The organism is Marivibrio halodurans, assembly GCF_017963645.1.
GTDB lineage: Bacteria > Pseudomonadota > Alphaproteobacteria > UBA8366 > Aestuariispiraceae > Marivibrio > Marivibrio halodurans.
The window spans coordinates 144,095-167,394 of record NZ_JAGMWN010000002.1 but is presented as its reverse complement, the minus strand read 5'-3'; the positions used below and the strand labels follow the sequence as shown (position 1 = coordinate 167,394).

Below are 23,300 nucleotides of genomic sequence, written 5' to 3'. Positions count from 1 at the left end.
GACGCACCTTTCCCTCGATCACGATCCCGAGCGCGCCCGCGCTCAATGCCAGCCGGGCACCGGACCGGCGCCGCGCTCGTCCAGCAGGGCGCCGGTCTCGAACCGCTCCAGCCCCAGCGCCTCGTTCAGCTTGTGCGGCCGGTCCTGGGCGATGGTATGGGCGAAGACCCAGCCGCTGCCCGGCGTCGCCTTGAAGCCGCCATAGCACCAGCCGCCATTGAGATAGAGCCCCTCCACCGGCGTGCGGCCGATGATCGGGCTGCCGTCCATGGTCATGTCCATGACGCCGCCCCAATGGCGCAGTAGGCGCAGGCGCTTCAACCCCGGCATCAGGGCCACGCCGCATTGGATCACATGTTCCACCGTCGGCATGTTGCCGCGCTGGGCGAAGGAATTATAGCCGTCGAGGTCGCCGCCGAAGACGAGGCCGCCCTTGTCCGACTGGCTGATATAGAAATGCCCGGCGCCGAAGGTGACGACCGTGTCGATCCAGGGCTTCAGCGGCTCCGACACCATGGCTTGGAGCAAATGGCTCTCGATCGGCAGGCGCAGGCTGGCCATCTCGGCCAGTTGCGTCGTGTGCCCGGCGACGGCGAGGCCGATCTTCGGCGCCTTGATCGCACCGCGCGTGGTTTGAACGCCGGTGACGCGGCCCTGCTCGACATCGATGCCGGTCACCTCGCAATTCTGGATGATATCGACGCCCAGCCGGTCGGCCGCGTGCGCGAAGCCCCAGGCGACCGCGTCGTGCCGCGCCGTGCCGCCGCGCGGCTGCAACAGCCCGCCATGGATCGGGAACCGCGCCTTGTCGGAGAAATCGCACATCGGCGCGCGGGCACGCACCTCCTCGCGGGAGAGCAGTTCGGCATCGATCCCGTTGAGGCGCATGGCGTTGCCGCGCCGGGCATAGGCGTCCATCTGCGCGTCCGAATGCGCCAGATTGATCACGCCGCGCTGGGAGAACATGACGTTGTAGCCGAGTTCCTGGCTCAACCCCTCCCACAGTTGCAGCGACTTCTCATAGAAATGCGCATTGCCCTCCAACATGTAGTTGGAGCGCACGATGGTCGTGTTCCGCCCGGTATTGCCGCCGCCCAGCCAGCCCTTCTCCAGCACCGCGATATTGCGCATGCCGTGCAGCTTGGCGAGATAGAAGGCGCTCGCCAGACCATGCCCGCCCCCGCCGACGATCAGCGCGTCATAGGCCGGCTTCGGATCGGGATCGCGCCAGGCGGGTTTCCAATGGCGTTGGGCGGTGAACCCGCCCTTCAGCACGCTCCAGACCGAATACTCGCCCATCGACAACCCCAACGGATGGTGCCGCCGGCACCGCTGAAATCACGCCGACGGTCTATAGCCCGGAACAGGGCACGGCATATGCCGGTCTCCGTCAAGCTTCGGCCAAAGCGCGACATCGGCGGCGGAAACGGAACAGCTCCCCCTTCCCTCGCCTTGCCATCCTACTCGATCGCGCCGGCCGCACGCAGCCGCGCGATCTCCGCCGCGTCGAGGTCGAGCGTTTCCGAGAGAATCTCGTCCGTATGCTGCCCGCGCGTCGGCGGGGCACGCCGATAGCGCACCGGCGTGCGGGAGAATTTCATCGGATTGGCGATCAACGGCACGGTGCCGTCGCCGCCCGCCTGATGGTGCGGCAGGTCGATGCGCATGCCGCGCGCCTGGACCTGTGGGTCGTCGAAGACGCGGTCGATCGTGTTGACCGGGCTGCAGGGCACGCCGATGGCGGCAAGCCCATCGACCCATTCGTCGATCGTCCGGACGATCATGTAGCGCGGCATCTCCGCATAAAGGACGGCGCGATTGGTGACGCGGTCCTTGTTGGTCTGGAAGCGTGGATCGGCCGCCAGATCCCCGGCGCCCGCGAACCCGCACCAACGCTGGAACTGCGCGTCGTTGCCGATGGCCAGGATGACGAAGCCGTCCTTCACCTCGAACACCTTATAGGGGACGATGTTGGGATGCTCGTTGCCCATCCGCTTCGGCACCTTGCCGGATATCAGATAGTTGCACCCCTCGTTGATCAACCAGGCGACCTGGGTGTCGAGCAGGCAGGCGTCGATATGCTGGCCCTCGCCGGTGCGGTCGCGGTGGCGCAGCGCGGCCAGGATCGCGGTGGTCGCGTACATGCCGCACATCACGTCGGCGATGCCGACGCCGACCTTCGTCGGCTCCCCCTCCGGCGCGCCGGTCACCGACATGATGCCGCCCATGCCCTGCGCCAGGAAATCATAGCCCGCGCGCGCCGCATAGGGGCCGGTCTGGCCGAAACCGGTGATCGAGCAATAGACGAGCCCCGGGAAATCATCCTTCAGATCGTCATGGGACAGGCCGTATTTCTTCAGGCCGCCGACCTTGTAATTCTCGATCAGCACGTCGCAGCCGACGAGCAGCCGCTTGATCAGCGCCTGCCCCTCCGGCGTGGAGACGTCGATCGCCACCGAGCGCTTGGAGCGGTTGGATGAGAGGTAATAGGCGCTCTCCTCCGTCTCCGCGCCCTCGGCGTCGCGCAGATAGGGCGGCCCCCATTTGCGCGTGTCGTCGCCGGCGCCGGGCCGTTCGACCTTGATCACGTCGGCGCCCAGGTCACCCAGATACTGCGTGCAGGTCGGCCCCGCCAGAATCCGGCTCATATCCAGGATTCGCAGCCCGTCGAGCGGCAGTGGCGTCTCGCTCATCGCATCCATTCCCCGCCTGTCCTTACCCCGAAGCCCTTATGGCGGAGCGGGGAAGGCTTGGAAAGGGGGAGAGGAAGCGCGAAGGGTAGCACGCGAAGGGTCAGCGGCCGTCCGCGCCGACGGGGCGCACCAACCCCGCCAGCAACGCGCGGAAATCCTCCGGCGCGGGCGTGCGCAGCCCCTCGACCTTGCCGGTCTCGTCCCAACGGCGCAGCCGCACGGCGGCGCGATGATGCGGATTGGCCTCGAAGGCCGCGACCTCCGCCGGGGACATCGGTCCGCCCTGGAGATTGAGCGAATGGACGCTCGCCTCCGACAGACGGTCGAAATAATCCGGCTCCACCGCGCAGAGATAGCGCTTGGCATCGACATGCAGGCGCACCGGCTCCGAGACCTCCGGCGGGAAGAAGCGGGCCAGGAAATCGGCGCCCGCCTGCTCGTGCCGGCTGTCCAGGCCCTGGGCGGCCGCGTCCTCCGCGCAATCATGCAGATAATGCCCGACATCGTGCAGCAGGCTGGCGGCGACCAGCGGCGGCGGCGCGTCCTCCTGATCGGCGCAGACGGCGCATTGCAGCGCGTGCTCCTGCTGGCTCACCACCTCGCCCAGATAGTCGCGCCCGCCCGCCTGGGCGAAGAGGGCGAGGATGAAGTCCACCGCCGTCACGGCCGTCACCCGGTCGGGGTCGCTCGGCAGGGTATCCCGAATGCCGGTTTCCCGGTTGGTCGTCGGGGCGGTCATGCCCGTTCCCCCTCGCCGCCGCGCTCGCGTTCCATGACGCGAAGCTGGCTCAACAGCGAATCCATATCGGCGTAGCAGCCCTGAAGATGGCGGGTGCCGCCCGCGAAACCGTCCCGGCCGTGCAGCACCCGGCGATTGTCGACCACGAACAGATCGCCCGGTCCCATCTTGAAGCGCACGGCGAGAGACGGGTCGCGCAGAACCTCCGAGAACCGCCGATAGGCCCGATAATAGGCCGGCATTACCTCCGCCGGAAGATCCAGCGGCGCGATGGAGCGGTTATTGTAGGCGACCGCGATCGGCCGTCCGGCCTCGTCCACCTCGATCAACCGGCGGCGGGCGCGCAGGTCGGTCGTGCCGGTACGGTAGCGAAAGGGCACCCGCCAGCGCGCCAACAGGGCGAAATCCTCCGGCGCGCTCTCCGCCAGGCGACGGGCGGCCTCGAACCCGTCCACGACGATGGAGGCACCGCCATCCTCCTCCGCCGCCAGGCAATGGAGGAGTTGCAGCCCCGGCACCGGGTCGCGATAGGGATTATCGGTGTGCACACCCAATCCGGCCGCGGTGAAGGCCATGTTGTTCGGTCGCGCCTCGCTGCGCACGTCGAACAGGCGCCCGTAATTGGTCTCGCGCACGAAACCGAAGAGGGAGGCCAACCGGCAGACCATGCCCGGTTCCGCCGGGACGTTATGCATCAGCGCGAAGCCGTCCGCGCGGATCGCGTCCAGCCAATCATACAGGGCGGCCGGATCGCGGGTGACGGCGGCGTAATCGTGCCGGACGAGGCGGTCGGCGAGGCGCGCGTCCCAGGTCGCGGGCGCGCCCCCCTCACCGTCTTCGTTACCTCCCACGCCGGACCGGCCATCATAGGCGTTCACGCGCAGCCATCCGGGCGAGAAGACGAGATCCAGCCCCTCCGGCTCGACCGTCAGGCGAAGATTTCCGTCCGCCGCGATTTCGGCCGCCGCGATGGTAATGTCCGCCGGCAGGTCGGCGACATCGAACAGGCGCTGGTCGTTGCCGCCATGGCGGTGGGCGTCGCCGCGCGCATTGTCGCGCAGCCAAACCGCGTCGAACCGATGGGTCGCGCCGTCGGGCCAGCGCAGCGTCAGCGCCCGGTCCTCGACACCGGCGAGTTCCGCGACGAGATCGGCGGCGTCCGTATGGGGGGTCGCTCGGGTCAGGGTGTCCATGCCGTCATCCTTTCAGCAGGGGTCGGTGGTTAGCGCAGTTATATTGCAGCCATGTAACAATCCCCGAGGCCCGCGGCCCCATTGATTTCACCCAATGGCGGGATAGACGCGAACAAGGGGCCGATACGCCACGCAGCCCGAATCATCGGTCTTGTGGCCCTTCCCCGCGCTTCCAATATATCTGGTACGATGAATGCGGGGACGCCGCCGAAGCGGGTCTCCTGGCCGGAAGTCCGGCCCGTGGCATTCGGGTTCTTGGACGTCTCGCTGCATGATGCGGGGGACGAACGAAGAGGATCGACAGGCATGAATTTCGAGAAGTTCACCGACCGCAGTCGCGGTTTCATCCAGTCCGCCCAGACGCTGGCGATCAATTCGGATCACCAACGGCTGGTTCCCGACCATCTGCTCAAGGTCCTGCTCGACGACGAGGAAGGGCTGGCAGCGACCCTCATCCGGGCCGCCGGCGGCGATCCGAAGCGCGCGCTGGCGCTCGTCGAGACGGATCTGGTCAAGCAGCCCAAGGTTCAGGGTGGCGGGGCCAATTCGCTCCATCTCGACACCGCGACGGCGAAGCTGTTGAGCCAGGCGGAGGACCTCGCCAAGAACAACGGCGACAGTTTCGTGACGGCCGAGATGATGCTGCTGGCGCTCGCCATGGCGTCGGGAACGGGGGCGGCCAAGACGCTGGCCGACGCGGGCGTCAATCCGCAGGCCCTCAACAAGGCCATCAAGGACATGCGCAAGGGCCGCACGGCCGATAGCCAGAACGCGGAAGGCAAGTTCGACGCGCTCAAGAAATACACCCGCGACCTGACCCAGGCCGCGCGGGACGGCAAGCTCGACCCCGTCATCGGGCGGGACGAGGAAATCCGCCGGTCGATCCAGGTGCTTTCGCGCCGGACGAAGAACAACCCCGTGCTGATCGGCGAGCCCGGCGTCGGCAAGACCGCGATCGTCGAGGGGCTGGCGCTGCGCATCGTCAATGGCGACGTGCCGGAGGCGCTGCGCGATAAGAAACTGCTGGTGCTCGACCTGTCCGCGATGGTCGCGGGCTCCAAGTTCCGCGGCGAGTTCGAGGAACGGCTGAAGGCCGTGCTGGAGGAGGTCGCGGCCGACGAGGGCGGTATCATCCTGTTCATCGACGAATTGCACACGCTGGTGGGCGCCGGCGCGGCGGAAGGCTCGATGGATGCCTCCAACATGCTGAAACCGGCGCTGGCGCGCGGCGAATTGCACTGTCTGGGCGCCACGACACTCGACGAATACCGCAAGCATATCGAGAAGGACGCGGCGCTGGCCCGGCGATTCCAGTCCGTCTTCGTGGCGGAACCGACGGTGGCCGACACCATTTCGATCCTGCGTGGTCTGAAGGAGAAATACGAGGTCCATCACGGCGTGCGCATCCAGGATTCGGCGCTGGTTGCGGCCGCGACGCTCTCCAACCGCTACATCACCGACCGGTTCCTGCCGGATAAGGCGATCGACCTGATGGACGAGGCGGCCTCGCGCCTGCGCATGGAGGTCGATAGCAAGCCGGAGGAGATCGACGAACTCGACCGGCGGATCATCCAGCTCAAGATCGAGCGCGAGGCCCTCAAGAAGGAGACCGACAAGGGTTCCCGCGAGCGGCTGGAGAAGCTGGAGGAGGAACTGACCGGGCTGGAGAAGCAAAGCGCCGACATGACCGCCGCCTGGCAGGCGGAGAAGGAGAAGCTGCATTCCGCCCAGGAACTGAAGGAGAAACTGGACGCGGCACGCGTCGAGCTTGCCCAGGCGCAGCGCGACGGGCGTTTCGACCGGGCGGGCGAGCTCGCCTATGGCGTGATCCCCGATCTGGAGAAGAAGCTCGCCACCGCCGAGGCACGCGACGACGACGAGGCGGACGCGGGCCAGGGCCATATGCTGAACGAAGCCGTCACCGACCAGGATATCGCCAGCGTCGTCAGCCGCTGGACCGGCATTCCGGTCGACAAGATGCTGGAAGGCGAGCGCGAGAAGCTGGTCCGCATGGAAAGCCTGCTGGCCAAGCGGGTGATCGGCCAGGACGCGGCCATCAAGGCCGTCGCCAACGCCGTGCGGCGCAGCCGGGCCGGCCTGCAGGACCCGAACCGGCCGATCGGCAGCTTCCTGTTCCTGGGGCCGACCGGCGTCGGCAAGACGGAACTGACCAAGGCGCTCGCCGAATTCCTGTTCGACGACGACACCGCCATGGTGCGCATCGACATGTCGGAATTCATGGAGAAACACTCGGTCAGCCGCCTGATCGGCGCGCCCCCGGGCTATGTCGGCTATGACGAGGGCGGCGCCCTGACCGAGGCCGTGCGCCGCCGACCCTATCAGGTCGTGCTGTTCGACGAGGTGGAAAAGGCCCATCCGGATGTCTTCAACGTCCTGCTCCAGGTACTGGACGAGGGGCGCCTGACGGACGGCCAGGGCCGGACGATCGATTTCCGCAACGTGCTGATCGTCATGACCTCGAACCTGGGCGCGGAATTCCTGGCGGCCCAGGAGGACGGCCAGGATGTCGAGGAGGCGCGCCAGCAGGTGATGAACGTCGTGCGCGGCGCCTTCCGGCCGGAATTCCTCAACCGGCTGGACGAAATCCTGCTGTTCCGCCGCCTCGGCCGGGAGAACATGACCGGGATCGTCGATATCCAGCTCGGCCATCTCACCAAGCTCCTGGCGGACCGCCGGATCGGGCTGGAGGTGGACGAGGCGGCCAAGCACTGGCTGGGCGCGACCGGCTATGACCCGGTCTATGGCGCGCGGCCGTTGAAGCGGGTGATCCAGAAGCACCTGCAGAACCCGCTGGCCACGCTGATCCTGGAAGGAGGGATCGTGGACGGCGACACGGTCCGCGTCACCGCCGACGCGGACGGCCTCGTCATCAACGGCACGCAGGTGAAGGCCGAGGCGGCCTAATCCAACCGCACCGCCGCGCCGGCGGGCACCTGGTCCAGCGCGGGCAGGATCAGGCGCCCGCCGCGCGTGGTGACGCGCAGGGTAAGGCGCCCGTCCTCGTCACGCACGGCGCTGATGCCGGCCAGCAGGTCCTTTTCTCCCGTGACGCGATGTATCCAAGCATCGGCGAAGGCCGCGACGCTGCGCGGGCCATCCTCCGGCGCCTCGCCGACATGGACGATGTCGCGCACGTCGCGCGGAGAGCAATCGATCTCCTTGAGCGCGGTCACCATCGATGTGCCGAGAGGCGGCGCTTCCCGCCCCAGAAGAACCAGCAACACCCGAACGGGCGAGACGAGAGCGAAGACCGGCGCGGAGGAACCGGCCCGCACCGCATAGACCTCATAGGGAAAGGCATCAGCCATTTAGTCTGAAATCACACCACGCTAAGGGGAAACGGTGGACGAAAGATCGCGCGTGCGAAACTAGGCGCGCCGCCCAATCACAGCAAGTTGAAACGCCGCGACCATTCCGCCCGCATTGCACGTGGTCGCGGTGAGATCCTCGCGGGCCTTGGCGACACCGAAGGGAGTGGCTAAAACGGAGGCATGGGGATGCGCGTCGACGATATCTGCCGCTATCCGGTAAAGGGATTGAGCGCCGACCATGTGTCGGAGGTCGCCTTGGCGGTCGGCCGCGCGCTGCCCAACGACCGCCGGTGGGCGATCGCGCACGCCGCCAGCAAGATCGACCCCGCCGCCCCGGAATGGGCGCGGAAGCAGGAATTCCTGATGTTGGCGAAGGACGAGAAGCTCGGCCAACTCGGCATCTCCTTCGAAGATGAGACGAACACCCTGACCATCACCCGCAAGGGCAAGCAGGTCAGCCGTGGGCGGCTCGACGACGTCACCGGACGAATGCTGCTGCAAACCTTCCTCTCCGGTTTCCTGCCGGAAGGACCGCGCGGCAATCCGCGCATCGTCGAGGCACCGGCGGACCAGCAATTCACCGACGTACCGGACCCATGGGTTTCGTTGATCAATCTGGCGAGCGTGCGCGATATCGAGCGCGTCGCCCGCGCGCCGGTCGATCCGCTGCGCTTCCGAGGCAATTTCTATATCGACGGCGCGCCGGCCTGGACCGAATCGGGCTGGGTCGGCAAGGTGATCGAGATCGGCGAGGCCGCGCTGGAGGTCGTCGAGCCGATCGAGCGCTGCGCCGCCACCAATGTCGACCCCGCGACCGGCGCGGTCGACATGAACCTGCCGCTCACCCTGCGTAAGGGCTTCGGTCATATCGAATGCGGCGTCTATGCCCGCGTCGTTCGAGGCGGCCGGATCGCCAAGGGCGATAGCGCGCGCATCGCCTGACCGACCGCCCCGACCGTCACCGGAACAACATGAAACGAGCGCCGGAAATGGCCGCCGGCGGGGCGCCGGCGCGTCGTTCAGTCCGCGCCGAGAATGGCGCGGACGCCGGCATCGTCCGGCTCCTCCGAGTCGGCCGCATTATCGGCCGCATCCCGGGACGGCGTCCGACGACGACGCGGGGGCGCATCCGGGTTCTTGCGGGGGCGGCCGCGACCACGCTTGGGCGGCGCGCTTTCAGCCGCTGCCGCCTCTGTCGCCCCGGCCTCGGTGCCTCCCGCGTCGGTGCCTCCCGTGTCGGTCGCGTCGGCCGCTTCCTGTTTGGGTGAATCGCCGCCAGCGCCCGTGCCGTCCTCGTTCGTCGCGTCGGTCCCGGATTTGGCGACCGGGCCGGATTCGCCCGCCCCCTCATCGCTCGCCTCGCGGCGCGGGCGCCCCCGGCCCCGACCACGTTGCGCGCGCGCGGGACGGCCGCCGCCATCGCCCTCGGCGGTATCGCCGTCGTCCCGGCCGTCGGTGCCCTGATCGCGTCCCGACGCTTGCTCCCGGCGCGATCCATCGGCGTCGTCGCGCCGATTGCCCGCGTCATCGTCTTGATCGCCGCGCTGGGTAAGTTCGGCGGCATTCGGCATCTGGGGTTGCCCTTGATGCTGGTTGGAGCGGCCGCCCCGATCGCCGGAATCGGCGTTCAGGATGCGGTAGTAATGCTCCGCATGCTGCAACATATTCTCGGCCAGAACCCGGTCGCCGGAACCCTGAGCATCGCGCGCCAATTGCAGATACTTATCCTGGATCTGCGTCGCGTTGCCGCGAATACGCACACCCGGCCCATTCGAATCATAATTCTGCCGTGCCGGATTTCCGCCACCACGGCGACCACCGCCGCCATTATTATTGTTGTTATTGTTACGACGGCCGCGCTTTTGATTCTGATTGCTCACACCGATCCTCGTTCGATTCCCGCCGTCATTCATGAAATGGCCCCCGCCCGTCCATCAAGGACGGCCGCGACCCGTGACGGCGACCTCATGCGTGAGACCGAATAGGTCCCCCCGATCCGGCCGATTTTCGTCCGGCCCCTCTCAACCCGACGGCGCGGGAGCCTGCGGCGCGCACGGTCAAGACCGCGCTTCCGTCCGGCCTCCCCCACGTCACGACACGCGGGGAGCCTTTCGTCGTCGCCTCGGCTGGTGCCCGGCCACGCCCATTATGGGCGGCATGCATGGCCATTCCCTAGGGCGAGCGCGTATCGGGACGCGATCCCGTGGATCGCACCGCGCGCACATCCTGTGCGGCCTACTATTCGCCGGATTGTCCGCCAGCGTCGCCCCGATCACGCGGCACGCGGGGCAATTAGCCCGCGCATCAGCCGCAACATCGTACCCGACGCGCGGATGACCCTAGCCCGTTCGTTGGCTCTTTCCAAGCCGTTTTTTGCCCATGCGACGGACACTCAGAACCCGTGCGATCCCCGCCGAATCGCGCCGGCAGGCCGTCGCCTCGAAACCCGCCGCCAGGGCCAGATCGGCGAGCGCGGCCCATTGCCCCGCGCCGACCTCGAAGACCGCATGGCCGTCCGGCGCGAGGAGTCGCGGCAATCCCGCGAGAATCGCGCGATAGGCGTCCAAACCGTCCGCCCCCCCATCGAGCGCGAGCCGGGGATCATGTCCCGCGACCTCCGGGGCGAGGTCCGCGATCTCGCCGCGCGCGATATAGGGTGGATTCGCCAAAACCAGGTCGATCGGCCCAGCCACCGCCGCCGCCCAGTCGCCGACCGCGATCCATGCCCGGCCATCGAGGCCGAGCGCCGCCGCGTTGGCCCGCGCGATTCCGGCCGCCGCCGCCGAGCGATCGATGCCGAGGCCGATCGCCGCCGGCCGCTCCGACAGCACGGCCAGCAATAGGCACCCGCTGCCGACACCGAGGTCGAGCACCCGCCAAGCCCGCGCCCTGTCCGGCGCGGCGTCGAGCGCGGCCTCCACCAAGGTTTCGCTGTCCGCGCGCGGATCGAGGACCGCCGGATCGACCGCAAGGTCGAGCGTCCAGAATCCCCGCCGTCCCAGGATCCGGGATACCGGCTCCCGCTCCGCGCGCCGGATGATATGAGCCTCGAACCGCGCGGCGGCGGTCGGCGAAACCGGATCGCGCCCCGCCCCGATCAGCGCCGCCGGGGAAACCGCCATGGCATCGGCCAGCAACAGACGCGCATCGCGCGCCGGCGTCTCCACCCCCGCTTCGGCAAGGCGGGCCGTGGCCGCGGTCAGCAGCGCCCCCAGGGTTTTAGGCGGGGTCGTCTCAGCCATCCTCGGCGATCACGGCGAGCCGGGCCGCGCGATCCTCCAGCACCAGGGCGTCGATCACCTCGCCCAGCGCCTCGCCGGCGATCACCTTATCCAGCTTGTAGAGCGTCAGGTTGATGCGATGGTCGGTGACGCGGCCTTGCGGGAAATTGTAGGTGCGGATGCGTTCCGACCGGTCGCCGGAGCCAACCTGGGTCTTGCGGGCCTCCGCCCGCTCGCTCATCTGACGTTCGCGCTCGGCGTCGAACAGGCGCGCACGAAGGACCCGCATCGCCTTCGCCCGGTTCTTATGCTGCGACTTTTCGTCCTGGCAGGTGACGACGACGCCGGTCGGGATGTGGGTGATGCGAATCGCGCTGTCGGTGGTGTTCACATGCTGACCGCCGGCACCCTGGCTGCGATAGGTATCGACGCGCAGATCGCCCTCGTCGATGTCGATATCGACCTCCTGCGCCTCCGGCAGCACGGCCACCGTCGCGGCGGAGGTGTGGATGCGGCCGCCGGATTCCGTCTCCGGCACGCGCTGGACGCGATGGACGCCCGATTCATACTTGAGCGCGCCATAGGCGCCATCGCCCGACACCTCGGCGATGATCTGGGAATAGCCGCCGATCTCGTTCTCGCTCGCCTCCACCACGTCGAGGCGCCAGCCCCGGATCTGGGCGTAGCGCTGATACATCCGGAACAGATCGCCCGCGAAGAGCGCCGCCTCGTCACCGCCGGTCCCGGCGCGGATTTCCAGGATGGCGCTGCGATCGTCGGCCTCGTCCTTCGGCAGCAGGAGCAGTTTCAACTCGTGCTCGATCTCCGGCAGGCGTTCGTCGAGCGTCTCCAATTCCTCGCGCGCCAGCGCGCGCATCTCCGCGTCGGCGCTCGCATCCTCGGCCATGCCGGCAAGGTCCGCGCGTTCGGCCCTCGCGGCCTTGAAGGCCTCCGCCTTCTCCACCAGAGGGGAGAGGTCGGCATATTCCTTCGAATATTTTCGGAACGCGTCGGCGCCCAGATCGCCCCGCGCCATGGTATCGGAAAGCTCCCGATGGCGCGCCAGGACCCGTTCCAGATTATCGGTCCAACTCATTCGCGGTCCTTCACCTCCTGATCGTCCCGTCCGGTTTGATCCGCCACCACGCCGCTTTCCGCCGCACCGGCCTCCGCCGCGCCGCCCACGCCGAACAGGCGCGCCAGGACGCGATTGACGGTCACCATGTCGCGCAGGTCGGCCGCGCCCCCCTCGGCCGCGATGGCGCGCAGCGCCTCGCTTGGCCGGTGCAGCAGTCGATTCATCAACAGCCGCGTCGCCTCCTCCGCGTCGGCGCGCGGATGGCGGGAGAGGACGTCGGCCCGCGCCGTCTCGAAATGCTCGCGCAGCGCGATCAGTGCCGGAATCCCTTCCTGTTCCGCCTGGTGGCGGCGCCATTCGATTACCGCGGCCTCCGCCATGCGACCCGCCTCCTCGGCCTCCGCCCGGCGGTCGAGTTGGCCGCGCTCGGCCAACCGCTCGATATCGGCGAGGCTATAGAGGAACGCCTCCTCGATCCGGTCGCAGGCCGGCTCCACATCGCGCGGCACACCGCAATCGAGCAGCAGGATCGGCCGGCGCCGCCGACGGTCCAGCGCCGCCTCCAGCACCTCCGGCGTCACCAGATATCGGCCGAGGCCCCCGGCCGTCACCACCACGTCGCTTTCGCCGATGGCCTCGGCCAGCCGGTCGAAGGGCACGAAGTTCCGGCCGGCACGGCCCGCCACCCGTTCGGTCCGGCGCGACGGGCCGGTCATGTCGAACCGGGTCAGGCCGGCACGCTCGAACTGCTCCAACATCACGTCCGCGACATCGCCGAGTCCGATCAGAAGCCCGCGCCGGTCGCTCAGGTCGCCATGTAGATCGCCCGCGATCCGCACCGCGGCCGCCGCCACGGAGACCGCGCCCTCCCCGATCCGGGTCTGGCTGCGCACGCGCTTCGCCAATTGAAAGGCGGATTGATAAAGCCGGTCGAGTTCGACCGACATCGTGCCGGCCGCGGCCGCGCGCGCGGCCGCGGCCTTGAGCTGCCCCAGGATCTGCGCCTCGCCCACCATGTGACTGTCGAGCGCCGAGGCCACCCGATAGAGATGCCCGACCGCATCCGCGTCATAGAGCCGATAGACCGCGCCGTCCAAACGATGGGGCGGAACGCCCGCCCGGTCCGCCAGGAAGGCTTCCGCCCGCGCGGCCGCCGCTTCCGGATCGGCGGCCATGCCGTGCAGTTCCACCCGGTCGCAGGTGGAGAGCAACGCCGCCGGGGCGAGCCCCGCCGCGCCGATCGCGGCATAGGTCTCCTCCAGCCGCGCCTCCTCGACGAACAACGCCTCGCGCAGCCGCCCGTCCGCGGTGCGATGATTCGCGCCGACGATATAAGGCCGCGCATCCGCCGGCCGATCGACGGAAGCGTGATCCGTCACGGGCGTTTCGGTCCTTCGGCCGGGTGTTGAAGAGCTATTCGGCGGCGTCGGCGGCCTGGGTCTTGGGACCGCCGGTCTCCTCGGCGGCCGCTTTCTCGGCCTCGATCTCGGCCGCCTTCGCCTCGACCAGTTCGACCAGATGATCGACGATATCCCGGTCCTTGAGCCGATGGGCCGGCTGCCCGGCGATATAGACCTGATGCGTGCCCTTGCCGCCACCGGTGAAGCCGATATCGGTCTCCCGCGCCTCGCCCGGGCCGTTCACCACGCATCCGATCACCGAGACCGTCATCGGCGTGGTGATATGGCTCAACCGGTCCTCCAGCACCTTCACCGTCTCGATCACGTCGAACTGCTGGCGCGCGCAGGAGGGGCAGGAGATCACATTGACGCCGCGATGGCGCAGATTGAGCGACTTCAGGATATCGAAGCCGACGCGGACCTCCTCCTCCGGCTCCGCCGAGAGAGAGACGCGCAGCGTGTCCCCGATACCCGCCCAGAGCAGCGACCCGATGCCGAGCGAGGATTTGATCGTCCCGGCGCGCAGGCCACCCGCCTCGGTCACGCCCAGGTGAAGCGGATAGTCGCACGCCTCCGCCAATTGCTGATAGGCCGCCGCCGCCAGGAAGACGTCCGATGCCTTGACCGAAATCTTGAACTCCCGGAAGTCGTTATCCTCCAGGATACGGGCATGTTCCAGTGCGCTCTCCACCATCGCCTCGGGGCAGGGCTCGCCGTATTTCTCCAGCAGATGCTTCTCCAGCGAGCCGGCATTGACGCCGATGCGCATGGAGCAGCCGTAATCCTTGGCCGCGCGCACCACCTCGCGCACGCGCTCGGCGCTGCCGATATTGCCCGGATTGATGCGCAGGCAGGCCGCCCCGGCCTCCGCCGCCTCGATCGCGCGCTTATAATGGAAATGGATATCGGCGACGATCGGGACCGTCACCTCGGGCACGATATGGCGCAGCGCCTCGGTCGATTCCGCGTCGGGGCAGGAGACGCGCACGATGTCCGCGCCCGCGATCTCGCAACGCCGGATCTGGGCGATCGTAGCCGCCGCGTCGGCGGTCAGCGTGTTGGTCATGGTCTGAACGGTGACCGGCGCGTCCCCGCCGACCGGCACCTCGCCCACCATGATCCGGCGCGAAGGGCGGCGATAGATATCGCGATAGGGCCTGACGCTCATCGTCCGTGCTCGATCTTCCTCGGGCGCGGCCTCGGCCGGGCTCGCCCGTCCCGCGCTTGTCCCCGGCCCGGGTTGTTCCCAGCCCAGGTTGTTCCAGGGGTTACACCCCGTTTCCGTACCGGCCAGCGCCAGTCACCGGGGGACTCTCCATATCCTGAAAATGCGGGTCGAGCCGGCGGAAATCAAGCCGTGGCGTAACGCTTTCCCGCGCATGATGCGGATCGGGCCGATACCCGGCACCTAACCGCCGACGGCGACCCCCGCCTTCAACTTCGCCGGGTCGAGCACCACATTGCGCCGCACCGCGCCGAGCGGCCCGATATCCGGCGCGCGCTCCCCGTCCACCAGGATCTCCAGCCCGCCGGCATTGCCGGTGACCAATGTTACTCCCGCCTCGTCCGGCACGCGATAGGTCTCGCCCGCGCGCAGCAGGCGCGCCATCAGCGTCTGACCGGCCGGGCCGCTGACCTCGACCCAGGAAGCGACGCGCGCGGTGAGGGTCACGCGCGATTGATCCGGGGCGGCGCCATAGACCTGGCCACCAGACCCGGCGGCGGGCGCGATCTGATCGCCCGCGCTGTCATTCTCCGGCACGGCCGGTAATTCGGCCGAAGCGGTTTCCGTCGTCCCGCCTTGGGAGGCCCCGCCCTGCTGGGGCACACCGTCTTGGGATGGCGTGCCTTGTGTCGACGTGACTTGTGTCGGCGTGTTGCCTGCCGGAACACCGCCCGAGGCCGGCGCACCGGGATCGGGGGCCGTGCCGGCAGGCTGGTTCGAGGTGGGCTGGTTGGAGGCGGACGCGGGCGGGTCGAGAGGTTCGCTCGTCACCTCGGCGATAGCCGCGACATTCTCCTCCGCCTCCGCGGCGGTGCGGGGGGCCGGGCCGTCCGGCGCGCCGCTCTCCGCCGTCGAGGCAGCCTCGCCGTTGGCGGCGGCCGTCGCGTTTTCCTGCCCACTCCGGATCGTCGGTTGTGGTGTTGTCGGTTGTGGTGCCGTCGATTGCGCCACTGTCGACTCGCCGGTGGCGGCGGCCTCGGCGGCCGGCGCCTGTCCCGTCGCGACCTGACCGGAGGCGGGCGCCTCCGCATCGTCGGCGGCCACGCCTTCCGTCGTGCCGGGCTGGGGCCCGTCGGCGCGCGTCGTTTCGGTTTCGCCCGTTCCGGCTTGCGGCGCGGCGGTCCCGCTTCCGTCGACCGCCCCCCCCGTCGTCGGCCGCGCCGCGTCCTCCGCCCCGGAGGCCGGCGCCGACTCGGAGGTCGTCTCCCCCGTCTGACCCGCCATTTGGTCCGCCTGGGGCTGGGCGCCGGGCCATGATTCATTGCCGCCCGCGCCGGAGGAGGCACCGGCCCCGGTCTCCGCGTCCATTCGGACATCGGCGCCCGTGCCGGCATCCGGCGCGCTATCGGCGGGTGCCGTCCCGTCCTCCGCCGGGGTTTCGGTCCCGGGCGGCGGTGCGGGCACATCAGAAATCTGCCCCGAGACGTCGTTGATCAGGGCGGCCAGCCGTTCGGGCACGGCGGGAATGATCTCCGCGATCGGACGATCCTGGCCGGAGACATAGAGCCATCCCCCATAGACCATGCCACCGAGCATGATCGCCACCAGCAGGAGCGCGAAGCCCGGCACGCGACTGCCCGGAAGCGGTTCGGGAAAGACCAGTTCCGAGCGGCTTTCCAATTGCCGGCTTTCCGCCTTGAACCGGGCGACCACATCCTCCGTGGTCAGGCCCAGATAATCGGCATAGGCCCGCACGAAGCCGATCGCATAGGTCGGCCCCGGCAACTCGCTGAGCCGTCCTTCCTCGATCGCCTCCAGATAGGGGTATCGGATGCGCAATTTCTGCGCGACCTCCCGAAGCCCCTCATCGCGTGAAAGGCGGCGGCTGCGCAGCACCTCACCGACCTTGGGGCGGGAGCGCTCGGCGTCCTGGGTCGAGTCCTGCTGTATCGTCTCGTGCGGCATGCGCGCCATGACTATCCGATTGGGTTATCGAAGAAACAGGGGCCGGTCGGCAGCCCTAAATCCTTAGCGGCCACCATTTTCACGAACCCGGCGCGCCCCCTCCCTCGGGGATCGTCCATGTCGCGACGGGCTCCTTGCCGATGCCCCAAAACACCAACGATTCACGGGCATTATGAAGCAGGGCGACGGAAACGCAATGCCCGATATGGATATGATTCTCCGCGTCTTCTCACGAAAAACACGCACGAAACCGCCGTGGTCCGGCGCATTGCGGGAAACCGGAATGTCGATACGCGCCCCTTCCGGCATGATGTCGCGGTCGGTTCGTGGCGCACGGGCCGGCACGCGCCGCGAAACCATCCGCGCCCCGGCGGCCCGCCGGTTCAACAAGAATATTCCTTCATTCATAAAAGGTTATATCAAGTGATCGAGAAGCCTGGACCGAAACCGGACCCGTATGCCCGCATGCGCCCCGACCATCGCGACCGCCCCGGCGGCGGAGCCTAAAGCGACACCCCGTGGTCCCGCGCGAATCCCGCCAAGCGCGCGCGCAGGCTGTGGCCACGTGCCTCGAGCAGGCTCTCCGTGAAACTACTAGTCGTCGCGGCATCGAGCGACCGCACCATCGAGCGCACCGGCCCGACCGAAGCCGGCGCCATGGACAACCGGCGGATGCCGAGGCCGATCAACGTCATCGCCTGCAACGGATCGCCCGCCATCTCGCCGCAAACGGAGAGCGGAATACCGGCGCGCCGGCAAGCCTCGATCACATGCTTGAGGAACCCCAACGCCGGCGGCGAGAGCGGGTCGTAGCGTCCATCCAGCCTTGGATTTCCCCGGTCGGAAGCGAACAGGAATTGCAGCAGATCGTTGGAGCCGATCGACAGGAAGTCCGCCCGGCCCGAAAGCGCCTCGATCTGGAAAGCGAGCGAGGGGACCTCCAGCATCGCGCCGACCTTGAGCATCGCGGGCGTCGGATGGCCACGATCGGCGCAGCGCCGCACCTCCTTCATCAACAGGCGGCGGGCATATTCGAATTCGGAGAGTTCCGCCACCATCGGAAACATCACCGTCAGCGGACGCGCGCCGGCCGCCCGGATCATGGCGCGCAACTGGGTGCGCAAGAGGCCCGGCTGATCCATCGCGATGCGGATCGCGCGCCAGCCCATGGCGGGGTTCTCCTCCTCCGCCGCCTCGAAATAGGGCAGCACCTTGTCGCCCCCGATATCGAGCGTGCGGAAGACCACCTCCTTGCCTTCCGCCTGATCGAGGATACGGGCATAGATATCGATCTGCGCCTCGACGTCCGGAAAATCGTTGCGCACCATGAAGGGAACCTCGGTGCGATAGAGCCCGATGCCCGCCGCGCCGCTTTCATGCAGATGCGGCATGTCGATCAAGAGGCCGGCGTTCATCATGAGGTCGACCGCGACTCCGTCGCGCGTCACGCTCGGCAGGTCGCGGGCGCGGCGATGGGCTTCCCGTTTCTCCTCGAAGGTCCGCATGGAGAGCGCGAAGGCTGCCCGGAAATCCTCCCCCGGCCGAACGAAGCAGACGCCATTATTGGCGTCCACGATCAGATGATCCTGCGCCTCCACCCGGTCCACGATGCCCTTGACCCGGCCGAGAACGGGGATATCCAGCGCGCGGGCCACGATCGCGACATGGCTGGTCGCGGACCCCTCTTCCAAGACCAGCCCGCGCAGACGGGAACTGTCATAGTCCAGCAACTCCGCCGGCCCCATGTTGCGCGCCACCAGGATCGCGTTCTCCGGCAGGGCACCACCGGTCCCGGCGGCGTCGCCACCCGCCAGGTGCTGCAACAGGCGATAGGCCAGATCCTCCAGATCGAGCAGCCGTTCGCGCAGATAATTGTCCTGCACATTCTTCATGCGGGTGCGGGTATCGTCCTGTACGCGTACAACCGCGCCCTCGGCCGTCAGACCGGTGGAGATCGCCTCCCGGATGCGTTTGATCCAGCCCCGGTCCTGGGCGATCATCCGGTAGGTCTTGAGGATATCGACATGGTCGCCGGACCCGGCGCTATCCGCCTGATCGACCATGTCGTCCAGCGACTTGTGCATGGCCGCCAGCGCCTCGGACAGGCGGTCCTGCTCCTGCGTCTCGTCCTCGGCCACCAACCGCCCGACCGGCACATAGGGCCGGTGCAGCACCGCGCGCCCCATGGCGAGACCGGCATTGAGCTTCACCGCCTCCATGCGCAGGGGCGCGATGGCGATGCCGTCGGCGGGCGTCTGCTCCTTGCGCCGCACGACCCCGCCGGAGACGATCAGTTCCGCGATCACCATCGCGATCGTCTCCATCACCTCCACCTCCTCGTCGGTGTAGGTGCGGCTGGTGCGATTCTGCACCACGAGCACGCCGAGCACGCGGCCGCCGCGCAGGATCGGCACGCCCATCAGCGAGCTGTAGATTTCCTCTCCCGTCTCGGGGCGATAGGCGAAATTGGGGTGATTCTGCGCGTCCGCCAGCGCGGTGGCCCGGCTATAGGCCGCGATCTCGCCGACGATGCCCTCGCCCACGCGCAGGCGGGTATGGTGCACCGCCTCGGCCTTCAGCCCTTCGGTCGCGAAGAGTTCCAACACGTCGCCCGCGCGGCGGACATAGATCGAACAGACCTCCGCCACCATGTCGCTGGCGATCAGCCGGACGATGCGGTCGAGCCGTTCCTGGGCGCTGCCACCGCCGGCCATGACATCGCGCAGCCGCCGCAGCAGCAGGCGCGATCCGGCCCATTTCGCGGTGACGCCCATGGCCTCACTCCATCTCCCGAAAAGGCGGCGCATCGCTTCGGATACCGGCCGGCGCGCCGCCGCGCACGATCACGTCGCGCCCCGCTCCCATCGTCCGAAACCCGGGCCGGAGACGACCCGGAACCGCGCGTCGCCGCTAGGCGGCGGTGTCGAGGCCGTAGGCGCTGTGCAGGGCACGGATGGCGAGTTCGGTATATTCCTCGCCGACAAGCGTCGAAATCTTGATCTCGGAGGTCGAGATCACCTGGATATTGATGCCCTTCTCCGCCAACGTGCGGAACATCGTCTGGGCGACGCCCGCATGGCTGCGCATGCCGACGCCGATAACGGAGATCTTCACCACGTCAGGATCGGCGATGAGCTGTTCATATTCGATCGCCGCGCGATTCTCCTCCAGCGTCTTGACCGCCCGATCCAGATCGGTCTTCGCCACGGTGAAGGTCATGTCCGTGCGCTGGCCGTCGCTGGAGACGGACTGGACGATCATGTCCACATTGACCGCCGCATCGGCCAGGGGCCCGAAGATCGAGGCCGCGACGCCCGGCTTGTCCGCCACCTTGACGAGGGTGATCTTGGCTTCGTCCCGGGAATAGGCGATGCCGCTCACGACCTGCTGTTCCACGATCTCTTCCTCATCCACGACCAGGGTACCGGGCTTGTCCTCGAAGGAACTCAGCACCTGCAAGCGCACCCCGTGATTCATAGCAAGTTCGACCGAGCGCGTCTGTAGCACCTTGGCGCCCAGCGAGGCCATCTCGAGCATTTCCTCGTGACTGATCCGCTCCAGCTTGCGCGCCTTGGCGACGATGCGGGGATCGGTCGTATAGACACCGTCCACGTCGGTATAGATGTCGCAGCGATCCGCCTTCAGCGCGGCGGCGAGCGCGACCGCCGTGGTATCCGACCCGCCGCGGCCCAGCGTGGTGATGCGCCCGCGCGGGCTCACTCCCTGGAAGCCGGCGATGACGGCGACCTCGCCGCTTTTCAGGCGGGGATCGAGATTGTCGGTGCCGATTTCCTCGATCCGGGCCTTGCCGTGCACCTCGTTGGTGCGGATCGGAATCTGCCAGCCGTGCCAACTGCGCGCGGCGACGCCCAGCTCCTGCAGCCGCAGGGCCATCAAGCCCGCGGTCACCTGCTCTCCGGAAGCGACGACCGCGTCATATTCACGCGCGTCATAGACCCGGCTGGTCTTATCGACATAGCCGACGAGTTGGTTGGTGACGCCGGCCATGGCGGAAACCACGACGGCGACCTCGTCACCCGCCTCCACCGCGCGTTTGACGCGTCCGGCCGCGTTGGCGATCCGGTCCAGGTCGGCGACCGATGTTCCGCCGAATTTCATCACGATGCGCGCCATCGGGTCCGCCGTCCGTCGGTCTTGAGGTGAAGGCGCCGGCGCGGCTTGTCCACACGGCGCGGCGTATCCATACTCAAGCAGTGGTTGACGCGCAATAGAAGCTTCAAGGACGAATCGATGCCCATTCGGGGACAGGCAGCGGCCGCCGGATCGATCGACGCGGGCGAGGTGGAGAAGTTCGCCCGCATCGCCCGCCAATGGTGGGACCCGGAGGGGGACTTCCGCCCGCTGCATAGGCTGAACCCGCTCCGCCTTACGTTCCTGCGCGATCATCTGGTGACACGTTTCGGCCGCGATCCGGGGAGCCTGACGCCGCTCTCGGGTCTGCGGATTCTCGATGTCGGCTGCGGCGGCGGCCTGGTGACGGAACCGCTGGCACGGATGGGGGCGGACGTGGTCGGCCTCGACGCGACGGAGGAATCGATCGCCGTCGCCCGCCTTCATGCCGAGGAAACCGGCCTCGCGATCGACTACCGCCATGACACGGCGGAGGCGCTGGCGGCGGCCGGGGAACGCTTCGACGCCGTCCTCGCGCTGGAGGTGGTGGAGCATGTGAACGACCCGGCCGCCTTCATCCGCACCTGCGCCTCCATGGTCCGGCCGGGCGGCGCGATGGGGCTTTCCACCCTCAACCGTTCGCCGAAGGGCTTCCTGCTCGGCGTCGTGGCGGCGGAATATGTCATGCGCTGGCTGCCGCGCGGCACGCATGACTGGCGCAAGTTCGTGAAGCCTTCCGAACTGGCGGCGATGCTGCGCGCGGGCGGGCTGACGCTGAGCGACCTGAAAGGGTTGACCTACGACCCGGTAAAGGACGCCTTCCGCCTCGACGCGCGCGATCTGGCCGTCAACTACCTGGCCTTCGCGGTCAGGCGGTAGCGTCTCACGCCCCCTCGACGGGCAGATTGACCAGCAGGTTCTGCGGTTTCATGCGAACAGTGTTATCCGCCGACATGGCGAGCCCGAGATAGACCGGCCGGCCGCGCACGCGCGCGATCACCGACGCCTCGTCCTTGATCTCCATGCGGAAGAGGGAGAGGAGCCGGCCCTGGCGCGCCTCCGCCACCGGCTCGCCGCGATAGAGGGCGTTGAGCAGCGCGCTCGATTCCGTGTCGAGGCCGCTGTGCCAGACCCAACGCTCGTCGCTGATCGACTGCACCGGATGAATCCGGGTCTCCAACGCCAGGAAATGCGCGATCCATTTTTCCATCACCCGGCACAGGGCATCGAGACCCGGCCGCGCGAAGGTCAGGTCCAGCACCATGTCGAAGCGGTCGGACCGCGCCCAATAGTCGGCGCCGTGCTCCTCCGACAGGACGTCCATGTCGACCGCGTTCATCGGTGCGTTGCTCTCCTTCAGCATGCGCCCGATATCGCCGAAGCCGCCGGTGGTCGATAGCCGTTCCACCGTCTCCGCGTCGCCGGCCAGGATTTGGCCGTCCTGGACGGTGATCCGCTGCGGACGGAAGAATATCTCGCCGGCGCGCGCCTGCAACGGGTTGTCGGTCCCGTCCAGGATCCCGCGCAGGATGGCGTGCACGATCTGGTCGAGGAAGAGTTGCGGCAGTGGAAAGGGGCTCTCGGTCACCAACCGGCGATAGGCCGCCTCCAGACTCCCCGCCTCGACCAGCAGATCGCGGAAGGGCAACAGGATGCGATAATTCTCCCGCCCATCCGAATCCTCGATCCGCGCGATATCGCCCGCGCCCACCGGGCGGCGGGGGTCGTCCAGCAGGCTTTGGTGCAGCGCGCGTTCGGCCGGGCCGCTTTCCGGCTGGGGCCGAATCTCCGGCCGCTCGAAATAGGCCCGCAGGAAGGCGTCCGTGACGGTGTGCCGGCCGTCCTCTCCGCGGCGCAATAGACCGTGACCGGCGGTGACCCAGAAATCGGGAATGATGGTGGCGTTCATGGCCGCTCCTCGCTGTTCGGGCGCGGTTCGGCCGCGTCCCTTATCCCTTGTCCGGCCGCCTCGCCCCGCGCCGCCTCAGCCGGCATCGTCGTCCGGCACCAAGCGCCAGGGTCGACGCCTCCACCTCCCCCGGTTCCACGCGCGCCACCTGGACGAATGTCGCGCGCCCGAAACTGACGAGGCCAAGGAAGCCCTGCCCGAAGGCGATCAGATCCCGGCCCTTGAGCGCGTCGACCCGCACATCGGCGAAGGCGAAGGCGCCGGTGACCGCGATCTCCCCCGGCGCGGCGGGGGGATCGAAAATCCGCGCGTCCGACCGGTCGAGCCGGATCACCCGGGGCAGCCGCGTGATCCGGCACCCCGGCGCGTCGTCCGCGCCTTGCTTCGCCGCGTTCGAGGCCATCCTCCGCTCCCGTCGCCAAGCCGGGATATCACCGACCCTCGCGACATACCCTAGACACCGTTCGCGATGAG

General features: G+C 68.1%; 19 protein-coding genes and 1 pseudogene. 4 read left to right on the top strand and 16 right to left on the bottom strand.

From position 1 onward, the window contains the following. Positions 1–42 precede the first annotated feature (42 nt). The 4 genes from KAJ83_RS05270 to tmpA form a co-directional block, all read right to left on the bottom strand. Positions 43–1,299: a sarcosine oxidase subunit beta family protein gene (locus tag KAJ83_RS05270; protein WP_210680984.1), complete on the bottom strand. Its 1,257-nt coding sequence runs from the start codon at positions 1,297–1,299 to the stop codon at positions 43–45. Positions 1,300–1,460: 161 nt separating this feature from the next. Next, the gene (locus tag KAJ83_RS05265) at positions 1,461–2,693 is read right to left on the bottom strand and encodes a CaiB/BaiF CoA transferase family protein (RefSeq protein ID WP_210680983.1); all 1,233 of its coding nucleotides are present in this window, start codon (positions 2,691–2,693) and stop codon (positions 1,461–1,463) included. Between the two features lie 100 nt (positions 2,694–2,793). Next, on the bottom strand, positions 2,794–3,432 hold the full coding sequence (locus KAJ83_RS05260; RefSeq protein ID WP_210680982.1) for a phosphonate degradation HD-domain oxygenase: 639 nt from the start codon (positions 3,430–3,432) through the stop codon (positions 2,794–2,796). After that, complete coding sequence (tmpA, locus tag KAJ83_RS05255) at positions 3,429–4,625, bottom strand: 2-trimethylaminoethylphosphonate dioxygenase (RefSeq protein ID WP_210680981.1); 1,197 nt, start codon at positions 4,623–4,625, stop codon at positions 3,429–3,431. The genes KAJ83_RS05260 and tmpA overlap by 4 nt, the downstream gene beginning before the upstream one ends. Before the next feature lie 306 nt (positions 4,626–4,931). On the opposite strand from tmpA, the gene clpB reads away from it, so the two are divergent. Beyond that, a complete protein-coding gene (gene clpB, locus KAJ83_RS05250; protein ID WP_210680980.1) occupies positions 4,932–7,550 on the top strand; it encodes an ATP-dependent chaperone ClpB in 2,619 nt (872 codons plus the stop codon). Here clpB and KAJ83_RS05245 read toward each other — a convergent pair. Then, positions 7,547–7,954, bottom strand: a complete 408-nt coding sequence (locus tag KAJ83_RS05245) for a hypothetical protein (RefSeq protein ID WP_210680979.1) — start codon at positions 7,952–7,954, stop codon at positions 7,547–7,549. The genes clpB and KAJ83_RS05245 overlap by 4 nt on opposite strands. Positions 7,955–8,143: 189 nt before the next feature. Between KAJ83_RS05245 and KAJ83_RS05240 the strand changes: the two genes are divergently transcribed. Beyond that, a complete protein-coding gene (locus KAJ83_RS05240; protein ID WP_210680978.1) occupies positions 8,144–8,899 on the top strand; it encodes an MOSC domain-containing protein in 756 nt (251 codons plus the stop codon). A 77-nt stretch (positions 8,900–8,976) separates the two neighbouring features. Here KAJ83_RS05240 and KAJ83_RS05235 read toward each other — a convergent pair whose 3' ends face one another. The 7 genes and pseudogenes from KAJ83_RS05235 to KAJ83_RS05210 all read right to left on the bottom strand — a co-directional run bounded on the left by KAJ83_RS05235 (position 8,977) and on the right by KAJ83_RS05210 (position 16,795). Further along, positions 8,977–9,621 carry a hypothetical protein gene (locus KAJ83_RS05235; protein WP_246484302.1) on the bottom strand — a complete coding sequence of 215 codons (645 nt, stop codon included), beginning with the start codon at positions 9,619–9,621 and terminating at the stop codon, positions 8,977–8,979. 18 nt (positions 9,622–9,639) lie between these two features. After that, positions 9,640–9,870 (bottom strand): annotated as a pseudogene (locus KAJ83_RS19230) (DUF4167 domain-containing protein); the annotation flags it as partial. Positions 9,871–10,296: 426 nt separating this feature from the next. Beyond that, complete coding sequence (prmC, locus tag KAJ83_RS05230; protein ID WP_210680976.1) at positions 10,297–11,199, bottom strand: peptide chain release factor N(5)-glutamine methyltransferase; 903 nt, start codon at positions 11,197–11,199, stop codon at positions 10,297–10,299. After that, positions 11,192–12,274, bottom strand: a complete 1,083-nt coding sequence (gene prfA, locus KAJ83_RS05225) for a peptide chain release factor 1 (RefSeq protein WP_210680975.1) — start codon at positions 12,272–12,274, stop codon at positions 11,192–11,194. The genes prmC and prfA overlap by 8 nt, the downstream gene beginning before the upstream one ends. Beyond that, on the bottom strand, positions 12,271–13,635 hold the full coding sequence (gene hemA, locus KAJ83_RS05220; RefSeq protein WP_210680974.1) for a glutamyl-tRNA reductase: 1,365 nt from the start codon (positions 13,633–13,635) through the stop codon (positions 12,271–12,273). Before hemA ends, prfA begins: the two co-directional genes overlap by 4 nt. Before the next feature lie 34 nt (positions 13,636–13,669). Further along, positions 13,670–14,824 carry a flavodoxin-dependent (E)-4-hydroxy-3-methylbut-2-enyl-diphosphate synthase gene (gene ispG / locus KAJ83_RS05215; RefSeq protein WP_210680973.1) on the bottom strand — a complete coding sequence of 385 codons (1,155 nt, stop codon included), beginning with the start codon at positions 14,822–14,824 and terminating at the stop codon, positions 13,670–13,672. 240 nt (positions 14,825–15,064) lie between these two features. Next, complete coding sequence (locus tag KAJ83_RS05210) at positions 15,065–16,795, bottom strand: helix-turn-helix domain-containing protein (protein ID WP_210680972.1); 1,731 nt, start codon at positions 16,793–16,795, stop codon at positions 15,065–15,067. Positions 16,796–16,958: 163 nt separating this feature from the next. On the opposite strand from KAJ83_RS05210, the gene KAJ83_RS05205 reads away from it, so the two are divergent. Next, on the top strand, positions 16,959–17,213 hold the full coding sequence (locus KAJ83_RS05205; protein ID WP_210680971.1) for a hypothetical protein: 255 nt from the start codon (positions 16,959–16,961) through the stop codon (positions 17,211–17,213). Between the two features lie 76 nt (positions 17,214–17,289). Here the strand turns inward: KAJ83_RS05205 and ptsP are convergent, their stop codons facing one another. Both ptsP and KAJ83_RS05195 read right to left on the bottom strand, forming a co-directional pair. Beyond that, positions 17,290–19,560 carry a phosphoenolpyruvate--protein phosphotransferase gene (gene ptsP, locus KAJ83_RS05200; protein WP_210680970.1) on the bottom strand — a complete coding sequence of 757 codons (2,271 nt, stop codon included), beginning with the start codon at positions 19,558–19,560 and terminating at the stop codon, positions 17,290–17,292. A 136-nt stretch (positions 19,561–19,696) separates the two neighbouring features. After that, a complete protein-coding gene (locus tag KAJ83_RS05195; RefSeq protein WP_210680969.1) occupies positions 19,697–20,920 on the bottom strand; it encodes an aspartate kinase in 1,224 nt (407 codons plus the stop codon). 117 nt (positions 20,921–21,037) lie between these two features. On the opposite strand from KAJ83_RS05195, the gene ubiG reads away from it, so the two are divergent. Next, the gene (gene ubiG / locus KAJ83_RS05190; RefSeq protein ID WP_210680968.1) at positions 21,038–21,796 is read left to right on the top strand and encodes a bifunctional 2-polyprenyl-6-hydroxyphenol methylase/3-demethylubiquinol 3-O-methyltransferase UbiG; all 759 of its coding nucleotides are present in this window, start codon (positions 21,038–21,040) and stop codon (positions 21,794–21,796) included. Between the two features lie 4 nt (positions 21,797–21,800). Here the strand turns inward: ubiG and KAJ83_RS05185 are convergent, their stop codons facing one another. Next, on the bottom strand, positions 21,801–22,826 hold the full coding sequence (locus KAJ83_RS05185) for a DUF6352 family protein (protein ID WP_246484258.1): 1,026 nt from the start codon (positions 22,824–22,826) through the stop codon (positions 21,801–21,803). 40 nt (positions 22,827–22,866) lie between these two features. Beyond that, a complete protein-coding gene (locus KAJ83_RS05180; protein WP_210680967.1) occupies positions 22,867–23,229 on the bottom strand; it encodes a DUF6505 family protein in 363 nt (120 codons plus the stop codon). Between the last annotated feature and the right edge of the window lie 71 nt (positions 23,230–23,300).